Origin of the sequence: Aeromonas sp. HMWF015, assembly GCF_963878965.1 — a bacterium.
In the GTDB taxonomy this organism is placed as follows: Bacteria; Pseudomonadota; Gammaproteobacteria; order Enterobacterales; family Aeromonadaceae; genus Aeromonas; species Aeromonas veronii.
In genome coordinates, this window is record NZ_CAWNZT010000316.1 from 1 (window position 1) to 12,349 (window position 12,349).

The following is a 12,349-nucleotide window of genomic DNA, read 5'->3' on the forward strand; positions in this document are numbered from 1 at the left end:
CCTTCCCGTGGCGTAAATCCTTGATGCCTGCACTGCGCAGCCGCGCCAGCCTGACGAAGGGTTCGCTGTAGGCGGTGGCGGGCAGCAATTGCTCCAGCCAGTGTCCGGCGTGTTCGAGCGGCGCGCCGTGGTGTGGCGTGCCAATAAAGATCATATTGGCAAGGTGCACAGGCCAGGTGAGCCCGGCCTGGCTGGCATGGTGGCAGGCGCTGCGGGCAACCAGTCCGCCCATGCTGTAGCCCATTATCGTTATCTCTTTGAGCCCTCCCGGCCAGTGGGCGAGCAACTGCTCCAGCAACAGGGCAAGTTGCTGCCCGTTTTGTACGATGGGCAGGCCCGAGTTGTAGCGCAGGTAAAGAGGCTGATAGCCAAGCGCGTTGGCAAGTTGCTCCCCGTGATTGACCGGCTTGCCTTGATGCTCGGTCTGCCACTGCAGATCGTTCATGCAGAGGCCATGGATCATCAGCAGCACCCGTCCCTCGCGGGGTAGATCCTTTGGCATCGCCTGCCAATCGAGGGGCTTGCCCTGATAGCGCAGGGTCATGGGGGTGGCGAGGGCATTGTGGTGCTCGACCAGCTTGTCCCCCAATACGCCGTTGAGCGTGGCGATCAGGGCTGCACGTTTCGGGGTTTCGGGGATCTGGTGGGGCGGCGGAGTGGCTGGCAGGCGGCTGAGCAGTTGGTTGAGGCCGCTGCTTAGGTTGTTGGCGGCGCCATGCACTCCCTTGTAGACCAGCCCGGTGATCCCGGCTGTTTTTCCCTCATCCCGTCCCTTGAGCCCCATACCGCTCAGTACCGCCTGATGTACCGCTTCGGTGATCTCTACCGCGGCAGGCAGCGCCAGGGTCAGCAGTTGCGCCAGCTCGCGGATATCAGAAAGATGCCAGGAAGAGGATGGCGATGGGTCTGTGGCGTCGGTCATGGCAAGCCCTTGTGAAAGCGGGTATCGCGTTGTCGTGCCGCGAAGAGCGCGCGTATCTCTATATCAAACCAAGCTTGCTCCCTTTGTAGTGGGTTTACCAGTAACGGGCCATGCATGGCGGGGCTGATAAGAACCGCTTGCGAAGCCGGTCACGGTAATGACAGGGAAAATCACCTCTACTTCGTCATATGAAGCCACATGGAGAGGTGAGGATGTCGCTGTTTGATGAGGTGCGGGTACAGGATTTGTGTGCACGGTTGCTCGATAGCCAGAACGGAAAGGGCTGCTCCCTTGAGAGTCGGCATGGCCGCGAGTTGAAGGATCTGTTGCAGGCAGTGGCCGGGATCAAGCCGGTTGGCCGAGGTGCTCATTATGTGTTGACCGAGGCGGGACTGGCTTATTTGCTCGGGCAGCTGGCGTTGGTGGCGCCCCCCGAAAAGGACAAGGGTGAGCTGCTGCAACGTTTGGGAGTGAGTTTGCCTGCACGGCTCAATCAGGCCTGCTTTTATGCCCTCTGGCATGGGGACAGCAAGCATTCGCGGTCAGCATCCCTTGCAGCGCCACAGCTTGCGAACTTGTCGCTAACGCAAGATGAGGTGATCCGCATCCGCACCCTCGAGCCGCTCTCACTGGTCGATCGGCAAGGTCAGCAGCACGATATGACGGTAATGATGGCGCTGCTGGGAGAGTTGGCGTTGCCGGAGCGGACTCTGGGCACGCTGGCGGCCATCGGCTGGCAGGGGGAGCGGGTCATTACGGTGGAGAACAAGGGGGCCTTTGTCGACTACCCGCTGCAACCCGGGCAACTGCTGCTCTTTGCTCCCGGTCGCAATACCTCCCTGGCCAAACAGCTGATTCCGCTGCTGCCTGCGGGCGTGCAGTGGGCCCATTTTGGCGATCTCGATCAACGGGGTATCGATATTGCCGTCGAGTTGGCGCGTGAAGTAAATCGACCGGCCATGCTCTGGCTTCCCTGTGAGTTGAAACCTTATCTGGATCACTACGCCCGCCCTGTTCGCACCTTTGCAACGGACAGTGGCAAGGTGCCCTGGCGTGTGACGAAGCAGGCTGAGCAGGTTGATGGTCATGGCACGTCGGCAGGTGTTCCCTGGCTCGATAAACTGATCACAGACGGGACTTGGCTGGAGCAGGAGGTTTTGATTCTGGCCCCTCACTGGCGGAGCTGGTCATTGGAAGAGATGGGCAATCAGGGGTGAAACGGGGAGCCTGTGCTCCCCGTCATTTCGTGGTCAGCTGCTTACTTGGCGTTGATGGGCCCCTTGGTGCCGGCATCATTATCGACCCAGCCATCTTCACCCTTGATGCGGCGATCCCCCTGAATGGTGTAGATGACCATGCCATCCTTGAACACCAGCGCGCCATCGGATTTCTTGGCATTGACCTTCTTGTCGTTGACCCACACCTGATCCTTGCCATCGATGCGGATATTAGCCACGGTGGCGCCGGTTTGGGGGAAGGTGGCGATCCAGTTGCCCGCATAGGGGCTGGCGCTGGTTGCCGCGGCCGGAGCATTGCCAACACCGGCAGCTGCGTTCTCAGCCTTGGTTTTGTTGATATCGCAGCCATTGAGCTCGCTCACCTGAGTGCAGCCCGAGCGCTCCAGCTTCTGCTCATAGCTCAGATTCAGACCGCCCTCCGCGGCCGGGGCGGCCGCGCTAAATCCCGCCTTGGCATTTTCCGCTTTGGTTTTGTGAATGTCACAGCCCTGCGCCTCGGTGACCTGGGTGCAGCCGGATCGCTCCAGTTGCTCGGCATATTTGGCACTGATGGCGTGGGCAGGGGTGATACCGAGCAGGATCAGGGTGATGAGCAGAGCAGCATTCCTGGACATAGATAATCCCTCAAAGATGTAAGTCATGCAGGTTCTTCCGCGCAGTTGCGGCAGTGAACGTCGGCCTCTTCTGAGCATCCGAGACAGATGCGCAGCTGGCGTATTCACGTTAGCACCTTGGGCCAACCGCGCCCAGCGATGTGGCCGGAAGATAAGGCGAGAGGCGATACGGGAGTGCAGGGGAGGCGAGATAGCAGCAGTGTCAACGCTGGAGAGATCCTTCCAAGAGAAAAGGTGTTGCGGGCATTATCATAATGATAACGACAGCCCCACTGATATCATTTCAGCCCCTGATACTGACCTTTGATGATAATTCTCACCGACGCCGAGATATTGCCTCTGATTATTATCACCTTGCTATTTTATGGCCTGGCTGATCTGCTCACCTTTTTATGGATTAAATCGCTGAAATAGCCGCTGATTTTGTGGGTGGCATCACACACTTTCGCCATTTATTAATATCTGCCTGCATTTTATTGGTTTGGCACGGTTATTGATTGCCTCATATCGACGCTAACCGACGCGCTCACCCACAACCGGGATGCTGGTGACATCGTGAGTGAAAGGGGAGCTATCCATATCTCATCCAATGATTGGGGCGAACGATGAAAGCAGTTAACGAATTAATCAAAGAGATCAGAGCACTCAAATCCAACCTGCATGAAAAAGATTTTCTGCTGACCTGGGAGCAAACTCCTCAGGAGCTGGAGCTGGTATTGAAACTGGCCGAATCCCTCAAGACCCTGCGCGCCGAAAATATCTCTACCAAACTGTTTAATAGCGGGCTCGGTATCTCGGTTTTCCGCGATAACTCCACCCGAACCCGCTTCTCTTATGCCTCTGCGCTGAACCTGCTCGGTCTGGCCCAGCAGGATCTGGATGAGGGTAAATCCCAGATCGCCCACGGCGAGACCGTCCGTGAAACGGCCAACATGATCTCCTTCTGCGCCGATGCCATCGGGATCCGTGACGACATGTTCCTCGGTGCCGGTAACGCCTATATGCGCGAAGTGGGCGCCGCACTGGATGAAGGGTTCGAGAAGGGCGTGCTGCCCCAGCGTCCGGCGCTGGTCAACCTGCAGTGCGACATTGATCACCCGACCCAGTCCATGGCTGATCTTGCCTGGTTGCAGGAGCACTTCGGCAGTCTGGAGAGCCTCAAGGGCAAGAAGATTGCCATGACCTGGGCTTACTCCCCGAGCTACGGCAAGCCGCTCTCTGTGCCCCAGGGCATCATCGGCCTGATGACCCGCTTTGGCATGGACGTGACCCTGGCCCATCCGGAAGGGTATGACCTGATCCCGGACGTGATCGAAGTGGCCAAGGAGAATGCCAAGGCCTCCGGCGGCAGCTTCCGTCAGGTCACCTCCATGGAAGAGGCCTTCAAGGACGCCGATATCGTCTATCCCAAGTCCTGGGCCCCCTACAAGGTGATGGAGCAGCGCACCGAGTTACTGCGTGCCAATGACCACGCCGGCCTCAAGGAGCTGGAGAAACATTGCCTTGAGCAGAACGCCAAGCACAAGGATTGGCACTGCACCGAGGAGATGATGAAGCTCACCAAGGGGGGCGAGGCGCTCTATATGCACTGCCTGCCGGCCGATATTTCCGGAGTCTCCTGCAAAGAGGGTGAAGTGACCGAAGGGGTATTCGAGAAATACCGTATCGCCACTTACAAAGAGGCGAGCTGGAAGCCCTATATTATCGCCGCCATGATCATGGCCCGTAAATTCTCCGCCCCGGCAGAAACCCTGGAGAATCTGATTAAAGAGGCGCAAAAGCGGGTGAAATAAATAACAGCAGGGGCAGGGTGAATAATCATCCTGCCCACGCTGTCGAACACATTATTTCGAGTTTTCTCCCCGTGGTATCTGAATAACGGATCTCCCGGCGAGGCAGCTCTTTGTCAGGTAACGCCTAGTGAGGTAAGCATGTCCCAATTTTCGCTGAAGATGGATATTGCCGATAACCGCTTTTTTACCGCCGAGCCATCACCGCTGTTTTCCCGTGTTGAAGCACAAAAGGCTCGCGCTTTTCATAAAAAACTGGCCGGTTATGAGCCGACCCCATTGTGCGACCTGAAAGATCTGGCCGCCTATATCGGGGTGAAAAATATATTGGTCAAGGACGAGTCAAAGCGTTTTGGCCTCAATGCCTTCAAGATGCTGGGTGGCGTTTATGCCATCGCCAACCTGCTCTGTGAAAAATACGGGGTGGCCATCGAGGATTTCTCCTTCGACCTCATCAAACGCACCATCAAGGAGCCGATGACCTTCGCCACCACCACAGATGGCAACCATGGTCGCGGCGTTGCCTGGGCCGCCAAGCAGGTGGGTCAGCATGCGGTGGTCTACATGCCCAAGGGCTCTGCCCAGGAGCGGGTGGATCACATCCTTAACCTCGGTGCCGAGTGCATCGTCACCGACATGAACTACGACGACACCGTGCGCCTCACCATGAAGATGGCCGAAGAGCGCGGCTGGCACATAGTGCAGGACACCGCCTGGGAGGGTTACACCAAGATCCCGACCTGGATCATGCAGGGTTACTCCACTCTGGCCGACGAAGCGGTCGAGCAGATGCAGGCCATGGGCATCAAGCAGCCCACCCACGTGCTGCTGCAAGCCGGGGTCGGAGCGCTGGCGGGCGGTGTGCTCGGTTATCTGGTGGACTGCTTCGGGGCGAAAAACCTGCACAGCATCGTGGTCGAGCCGGATCAGGCCGACTGCATCTACCGCTCCGGTGTGGTGGGGGAGATGGTCAATGTGGGGGGCGACATGCGCACCATCATGGCCGGTCTTGCCTGTGGTGAACCCAATCCGCTCGGCTGGCCGCTGCTCAGAAGCTGCACCACCCAGTTCATCTCCTGTCACGACAAGGTGTCGGCGCTGGGCATGCGAGTGCTGGGCAACCCCCTTGGCAATGATCCCCGCATCATCTCCGGCGAATCCGGCTCGGTCGGTACCGGCGTACTGGCTGCGGTGCGCCACCACCCGGATCGCGCGCCGCTGATGGCGCGTCTCGGGCTGGATAGCAACTCGGTCGTGCTGATCATCAACACCGAAGGGGATACCGATGTGAAGCACTACCGGGAAGTGGTGTGGGAAGGCAAGCATCCTGCCTGCGACTAGCTCTCCCGCCAGAGCAGAGACACGAATTGAAGCATTGATCGCGCCTCGCCAACGGGGCGCGGTAACGGGCACAGGGCGCGGCCGACGAACAGGCCGCGCACTCTCAGTTGTTATGGAGAATCACAATGAGCAAGCAAATTCCGTTTGAAATGGTGTTGGAGAAGGCCTACCAGTACAAGGCCGAGATGAGTCAGTTCCTGCGCGACATGATCGCCATCCCGAGCGAGAGCTGCGATGAAGAGCGCGTCGTGCTGCGCATCAAGCAGGAGATGGAGAAGGTTGGCTTTGACAAGGTCGAGATCGACCCCATGGGCAACGTGCTGGGCTATATCGGCCACGGCCCGCACCTGATCGCCATGGATGCCCACATCGATACCGTGGGCGTCGGCAACATGGCCAACTGGAAGTTCGACCCCTATGAGGGGATGGAAGATCACGAGATCATCGGCGGTCGCGGCGCATCTGACCAAGAAGGGGGCATGGCCTCCATGGTTTATGCGGGCAAGATCATCAAGGATCTGGGACTGGAAGACGAGTACACCCTGCTGGTAACCGGCACCGTGCAGGAAGAGGATTGCGACGGTTTGTGCTGGCAGTACATCATCGAGCAGAGCAAGATCCGCCCCGAGTTCGTGGTCAGTACCGAACCCACCGACTGCCAGATCTACCGTGGCCAGCGCGGCCGCATGGAGATCCGCGTCGAGGTGCAGGGGGTCAGCTGCCACGGCTCTGCGCCGGAGCGCGGTGACAACGCCATCTTCAAGATGGGCCCGATCCTCGGCGAGCTGCAGGAGCTGAGTCACAACCTCGGCAACGACGACTTCCTCGGCAAGGGCACCCTGACCGTCTCCGAGATCTTCTTCACTTCGCCAAGTCGCTGCGCCGTGGCCGACAGCTGCGCCGTCTCCATCGACCGTCGTCTGACCTGGGGCGAAACCTGGCAAGGGGCGCTGGACGAGATCCGTGCCCTGCCTGCGGTGCAAGCCGCCGGTGCCGAGGTCTCCATGTACCAGTACGATCGTCCGGCTTATACCGGTCTGGTCTACCCGACCGAGTGCTACTTCCCGACCTGGAAGGTGGAAGAGGATCACATCACCGTCAAGACCCTCTCCAAGGCGTACACCCAGCTGTTCAACAAGGCGCCGGTGGTGGACAAGTGGACCTTCTCGACCAACGGGGTCTCCATCATGGGTCGCCACGGCATTCCTGTCATCGGTTTTGGTCCGGGTAAAGAGCCGGAGGCCCATGCCCCGAACGAGAAGACCTGGAAAGAGCATCTGGTCAAGTGCGCCGCTATGTACGCCGTGATCCCCATGCTCTATCTGGCCGAACTGGACAAGTAAGGGGTCTGCCGGGCGGTGACTGCCATCGCCGTCCGGCTGTGGCAAATGTGGCAAGTGCCCCGTCTGTGTTGAGGCGGGGCCTTGCTGTTTGAAGCGATGTGATGTTCGAGGTGGTGGGGATGAAACGGCTGATCAAGAACGGCGTGCTGGTCGATGCACAGGGTGAATATCGTCAGGATCTGCTGATCGAGAACGGGGTGATCCGTATCCGTGCCGCCGATATCCAGCCCGATGGCGAGACCGAAGTGATCGATGCCAGCGGCTGTTACGTGATGCCGGGCGGCATCGACGTCCACACCCACTTCAACATCGATGTCGGGATTGCCCGCAGTTGCGATGACTTTTTCAGCGGTACCCGTGCCGCCGCCTGTGGTGGCACCACCACCATTATCGACCACATGGGATTTGGCCCGGCGGGGTGCAATCTGCATCACCAGCTGGCCCGCTATCACGATTACGCCGCCGATCAGGCGGTGATCGACTATAGCTTTCACGGCGTGATCCAGCATGTGGATGACGCCATCCTCCACGAGATGGCCGCCATGGTGCAGGAGGAGGGGATCAGCAGCTTCAAGCTCTATCTCACCTACCAGTACAAGCTGGGGGACCATGACGTGCTGCGTGCCCTGGCCCGCCTCAAAGAGGTGGGGGCGCTCGCCACCGTCCATCCCGAGAACGATGCCGCTATCGCGGCGCGCCGGGCGGCCCTGCTGGCCGCGGGTCACCATGAACCCTGGTATCACCCGCAGAGTCGCCCGCTGGAGTGCGAAGCCGAGGCGGTGGCCCGGATGATCAATCTGGCGGGGCTGGCGGGCAATGCGCCGCTCTATATCGTCCACCTCTCCAACGGACTGGGGCTGGAGTATCTGAAACTGGCGCGCCGTCAGGGTCAGCCGGTCTGGGTGGAGACCTGCCCGCAATATCTGCTTTTGGATGATTCCTGCTACTACCGGGAGAACGGGGTCGACTATCTGCTGAGCCCGCCGCTGCGCTCGCGCAGCGAGCAGGACAAGCTGTGGGTCGGCGTTGCTGCGGGCGATATCGACACGGTGGCGACCGATCACTGCAACTTCTCCCACGCCCAGCGCATGACCCTCTCTGGCGGTGATTTCAGCCTCTGCCCCAACGGCTTGCCCGGGGTCGAGAACCGGATGTTGCTGCTGTTTGCCCACGGGGTGCTCGGCGGGCGCATCTCGCCGTCGCGCTTTGTGGCGCTCACCAGCGCCAATTCGGCGCGCCTGTTTGGCCTCTGGCCGCGCAAGGGCAACTTGCAACCGGGGGCCGACGCCGATCTGGTGCTGATGGATCCCCGTGGCGAGACCCTGATCCGTCACGCCGCCTTGCACGACAACGGCGACTACAGTCCCTACGAGGGGATGCGCTGTCCCGGCCAGATCAGGATGACCCTCAGTCGCGGCGAGATAGTCGCTTGCGACGGCGAATTTACCGGACAACGGGGGCATGGCCGCTTTTTGGCCAGAGCGCCCTTTGATCCGGCGTTGGCGCCTGATCTGCACTCGCCTTGCCCCGCTGTTGCTGGCTGACAATCCGTTCGAAACAGACAGAGCAGCAAGGTTATGTGAACAACGAAAGGTGGGCCGGTATTGCGCCGGCTTGTCCCATCACTGGAGATAACAAGATGAAACAGAGAATCGTACTGGCCCTTGGTGGCAATGCGCTGGGCAACAACCTGCCCGAGCAGATGAAGGCGGTGCAGAGCACGGCGCACACTATCGCCGACCTGATCGCCCAGGGGCACGAGGTGGTGGTCACCCACGGCAACGGGCCGCAGGTGGGGATGATCCAGCAGGCGTTCGAAGTGGCGGCCCGCCACGAGCCAAAATCCCCCCATCTGCCGATGTCGGTCTGCGTGGCCCTGAGTCAGGGTTATATCGGCTATGACCTGCAAAATGCCCTGCGCGAAGCCCTGCTGGAGCGCGGCATCCACAAGCCGGTCGCCACCCTGGTGACCCAAGTGGAGGTGGATAAAAATGATCCCGCCTTCCTCGACCCGAGCAAGCCCATCGGTGGCTTCTTCAGCAAGGAGGAGGCCGAGGCGCTGATGGCCAAGGGCGAGCGGCTCAAAGAGGATGCCGGTCGTGGCTATCGTCGGGTGGTGGCATCCCCCAAACCCGTCGACATCATCGAGAAGGAGACCGTCTCTGCCATGCTGGCCGCCGGTCAGGTGGTGATCACCGTCGGTGGCGGCGGCATTCCGGTGCTGCGGGAGGGCAATCACCTGCGCGGTGCCAGCGCGGTGATCGACAAGGATTGGGCCAGTGCCAAGCTGGCGGAGCTGATTGATGCCGACATGCTGATCATCCTCACCGCGGTGGAGAAGGTCGCCATCAACTTCGGCAAGCCCGATGTGCAGTGGCTCGATACTCTGAGCGTGGCCGATGCCAACAGCTTTATCACCCAGGGGCAGTTTGCCAAAGGATCCATGTTGCCCAAGGTGGAGGCGGCGCTCTCGTTCGCTACCTCTTTGCCGGGGCGCAAATCCCTGATCACCCTGCTGGAGAAGGCCGCCGAGGGGATCGCAGGCAAGACCGGGACCGTGATCAGCCTGTAGCGTGCAACGCGATGATGGGGTGATAGACAGGGGGCCTTGGCCCCCTGCTGTTTTTGGCTAGGGCGCTGCCGCGGCTGAGGTTGATTTGCTCACAGGCAAATTGCCCATAGGCTATTCGCCCGTAGGGAATGGGCAGCCCGCCAGCACAGGGGTAAGATGGCCACCCCGATAAGGGTTGGCCCATCGGAACAAGAGGCGAAAGGCAGAGCAATGCGTGGTGAGAGATGAGTGGAAAGATCAATATGGCGGCGCTGGGGGGATTGGTCCTGCTCACCGCTATCTGGAGTTACAGCTGGATCGTGATGAAGCAGGTGATGCTCTACGCGGGGGCCTTCGAGTTCACCGCCCTGCGCTGCCTGTGCGGATCCCTGGTGTTGTTGCTGGTGCTGGCCCTGCGCGGGCGCCGTTATCTCAAACCCACTCCGTTTCGCTATACCCTCGCCATCGCCCTGTTCCAGACCTGCGGCATGGTGGGATTGGCCCAGTGGGCCCTGATCAGCGGCGGGGCGGGCAAGGTGGCTATTCTGAGCTACACCATGCCGTTCTGGGTGGTGATCTTCGCGGCGCTCTTTCTCGGCGAGCGGATGCGCAAGCTCCACTATCTGGCGGTCGGGGTGGCTGCTTGCGGGCTGCTGTTGGTGATCGAGCCCTGGCAGTTGCACCTCGATTCCATGAAGAGCGCGCTGTTGGCGATCCTCTCCGGCATCTGCTGGGGGATCAGTGCCATCATCGCCAAGCGGATGTATGCCCGCCACCCCGGGGTGGATCTGATGGCCCTCACCACCTGGCAAATGATATACGCCACCATAGTGATGGCGCTGGTGGCTGCTCTGGTGCCGGAGCGCCCCATCGACTGGCAGCCCTACGTGATGGGGGCGCTGGCCTATAGCTCCATCTTCGCCACCGCCATCGCCTGGAGTCTCTGGCTGTTTGTGCTGAAAAAACTACCAGCGGGGATTGCCAGTCTCAGCACCCTGGCGGTGCCGGTGACCGGCGTGCTGCTCTCCTGGTGGCTGCTGGGGGAAAACCCGGGCCCGGTGGAGGGGAGCGGCATCGCCCTTATCGTACTGGCGCTGTTGGTGATTAGCCGCCAGGGCAAGCGCTCCGTGGTATCGGTAGCGGGGGAGACCCGTATCAAGCACGGCTGAGTGGTGACTGGGCTGCCAGTGGCACGATAAATGGCACTCAAAAGAGCCCGCGACAGGGGGCAAACCCCTCGTTACAATGGCGTTACATAGCTGTGTTGACGCGCAGGTATTTGATTTATTGTGTTTATTTCAACAAACGTAACGGCAAGGATGAAACCGTATGATGACGCTGGTGTGGTTGGCCGTGGGGCTGGTGTGTCTGGTGATGGGGGCTGAATATCTGGTGCGGGGGGCGGCGCGCCTTGCCACCATGATGGGCATCTCCCCGTTGGTGGTGGGATTGACCATAGTGGCTTTTGGGACCAGTGCTCCCGAGCTGGCGGTGAGTATCCAGTCTGGCCTCGAGGGGCAGGCGGGGATCGCCGTGGGTAACGTGGTCGGCAGCAATATCTTTAACGTGCTGTTTATTCTCGGTATCTCGGCCCTGATCGTGCCGCTGGTGGTCTCCCAGCAACTGGTGCGCTTCGATGTGCCGCTGATGATCGCCGTGTCGCTGCTGGTGCTGCTGTTTGGTTGGGATGGCCGGATCTCCTTCTTCGAAGGTGCCTTGCTGTTTGCCGGCATAGTTGCTTACACCGCGTTTCTGTTTGTGCAGAGCCGCCGTGAAACCAAGGCGGTACAGGCGGAATATGAGCAGGAGTTTGGCCAAAAAGAGCCCGAGACACCCCACAGCTTGCCCCGCAACCTGCTCTTTATCGTGGCGGGATTGGGGATGTTGATCCTGGGCTCCCGTTTGCTGGTCAGCAGCGCGGTGGAGATTGCCCACTACTTCGGGGTGAGCGATCTGGTGATCGGTCTCACCATAGTGGCGGCAGGTACCTCCTTGCCCGAAGTGGTGACCTCCATCGTTGCCGCCCTGCGCGGGGAGCGGGATATCGCGGTGGGCAACGTGGTCGGCAGCAATATCTTCAACATCCTCTGCGTGCTGGGGCTCACCTCCATGGTGACGCCGGGAGGGCTCGAGGTGTCGGCTACCGCCCTGCAATTCGATATTCCGGTGATGATTGCGGTGGCGCTCGCCTGCCTGCCCATCTTCTTTACCGGTTACACCATCGCCCGCTGGGAAGGGGCGCTGTTTCTGGCCTACTACATCGGCTACACCTGCTGGCTGATCCTCCACGCCACATCCAGTCCGCTGCAAAGCCAGTTCAGTGCGGCGCTGACCGGTTTCGTGTTGCCGCTCACCGCCATCACTCTGGTTGTGCTGGCGGTGCGTGCCTGGCGTTTGCAACGAACCCTGTCGTGACGCAGGTTCCCCTGATGTAAAGGGGCTGCATCAACCGACAGACCGAAAAAAGCCCCACCATCACGGTGGGGCTTTTGCTTGGCGCTGAGGGGGCGCGCAGAGCCTTTATTGGCGCTTGGCTAGGTGCATCATGGC

General features: G+C 60.2%; 10 protein-coding genes. 8 read left to right on the forward strand and 2 right to left on the reverse strand.

The window, feature by feature from the left end; translation table 11 throughout:
- On the reverse strand, positions 1 to 922 hold a 922-nt coding region (locus AACS18_RS16005), incomplete at its 3' end, for an esterase/lipase family protein (protein ID WP_108612687.1).
- A 212-nt stretch (positions 923 to 1,134) separates the two neighbouring features.
- Here AACS18_RS16005 and AACS18_RS16010 point away from each other — a divergent pair.
- Positions 1,135 to 2,139, forward strand: coding sequence for a Wadjet anti-phage system protein JetD domain-containing protein (locus AACS18_RS16010; RefSeq protein WP_108612688.1), 1,005 nt, complete (start codon positions 1,135 to 1,137; stop codon positions 2,137 to 2,139).
- Between the two features lie 41 nt (positions 2,140 to 2,180).
- On the opposite strand, the gene AACS18_RS16015 is transcribed toward AACS18_RS16010, so the two are convergent.
- On the reverse strand, positions 2,181 to 2,774 hold the full coding sequence (locus AACS18_RS16015; protein WP_108612689.1) for a hypothetical protein: 594 nt from the start codon (positions 2,772 to 2,774) through the stop codon (positions 2,181 to 2,183).
- A 605-nt stretch (positions 2,775 to 3,379) separates the two neighbouring features.
- Between AACS18_RS16015 and ygeW the strand changes: the two genes are divergently transcribed.
- The 7 genes from ygeW to AACS18_RS16050 all read left to right on the forward strand — a co-directional run bounded on the left by ygeW (position 3,380) and on the right by AACS18_RS16050 (position 12,214).
- Complete coding sequence (gene ygeW / locus AACS18_RS16020; RefSeq protein WP_042062641.1) at positions 3,380 to 4,567, forward strand: knotted carbamoyltransferase YgeW; 1,188 nt, start codon at positions 3,380 to 3,382, stop codon at positions 4,565 to 4,567.
- 138 nt (positions 4,568 to 4,705) lie between these two features.
- Positions 4,706 to 5,905: a diaminopropionate ammonia-lyase gene (gene dpaL / locus AACS18_RS16025; protein ID WP_108612690.1), complete on the forward strand. Its 1,200-nt coding sequence runs from the start codon at positions 4,706 to 4,708 to the stop codon at positions 5,903 to 5,905.
- Between the two features lie 125 nt (positions 5,906 to 6,030).
- Positions 6,031 to 7,248 carry a YgeY family selenium metabolism-linked hydrolase gene (locus AACS18_RS16030; RefSeq protein WP_108612691.1) on the forward strand — a complete coding sequence of 406 codons (1,218 nt, stop codon included), beginning with the start codon at positions 6,031 to 6,033 and terminating at the stop codon, positions 7,246 to 7,248.
- Between the two features lie 119 nt (positions 7,249 to 7,367).
- A complete protein-coding gene (gene hydA, locus AACS18_RS16035; RefSeq protein ID WP_108612695.1) occupies positions 7,368 to 8,792 on the forward strand; it encodes a dihydropyrimidinase in 1,425 nt (474 codons plus the stop codon).
- A 95-nt stretch (positions 8,793 to 8,887) separates the two neighbouring features.
- Positions 8,888 to 9,820 carry a carbamate kinase gene (gene arcC, locus AACS18_RS16040; protein WP_108612692.1) on the forward strand — a complete coding sequence of 311 codons (933 nt, stop codon included), beginning with the start codon at positions 8,888 to 8,890 and terminating at the stop codon, positions 9,818 to 9,820.
- A 224-nt stretch (positions 9,821 to 10,044) separates the two neighbouring features.
- Positions 10,045 to 10,968 (forward strand): DMT family transporter, encoded by a 924-nt coding sequence (locus AACS18_RS16045; protein WP_108612693.1) that lies wholly within the window; start codon positions 10,045 to 10,047, stop codon positions 10,966 to 10,968.
- Positions 10,969 to 11,128: 160 nt separating this feature from the next.
- Positions 11,129 to 12,214, forward strand: coding sequence for a calcium/sodium antiporter (locus tag AACS18_RS16050; protein WP_108612694.1), 1,086 nt, complete (start codon positions 11,129 to 11,131; stop codon positions 12,212 to 12,214).
- Positions 12,215 to 12,349 lie beyond the last annotated feature (135 nt).

What these genes read in the sequence shown, in the direction of transcription:
- AACS18_RS16010 (WP_108612688.1), top strand. Translation starts at nt 1,135, where the DNA reads ATGTCGCTGTTTGATGAGGTGCGGGTACAGGATTTGTGTGCACGGTTG.
- AACS18_RS16015 (WP_108612689.1), bottom strand. Translation starts at nt 2,774, where the DNA reads ATGTCCAGGAATGCTGCTCTGCTCATCACCCTGATCCTGCTCGGTATC.
- ygeW (WP_042062641.1), top strand. Translation starts at nt 3,380, where the DNA reads ATGAAAGCAGTTAACGAATTAATCAAAGAGATCAGAGCACTCAAATCC.
- dpaL (WP_108612690.1), top strand. Translation starts at nt 4,706, where the DNA reads ATGTCCCAATTTTCGCTGAAGATGGATATTGCCGATAACCGCTTTTTT.
- AACS18_RS16030 (WP_108612691.1), top strand. Translation starts at nt 6,031, where the DNA reads ATGAGCAAGCAAATTCCGTTTGAAATGGTGTTGGAGAAGGCCTACCAG.
- hydA (WP_108612695.1), top strand. Translation starts at nt 7,368, where the DNA reads ATGAAACGGCTGATCAAGAACGGCGTGCTGGTCGATGCACAGGGTGAA.
- arcC (WP_108612692.1), top strand. Translation starts at nt 8,888, where the DNA reads ATGAAACAGAGAATCGTACTGGCCCTTGGTGGCAATGCGCTGGGCAAC.
- AACS18_RS16045 (WP_108612693.1), top strand. Translation starts at nt 10,045, where the DNA reads ATGAGTGGAAAGATCAATATGGCGGCGCTGGGGGGATTGGTCCTGCTC.
- AACS18_RS16050 (WP_108612694.1), top strand. Translation starts at nt 11,129, where the DNA reads ATGATGACGCTGGTGTGGTTGGCCGTGGGGCTGGTGTGTCTGGTGATG.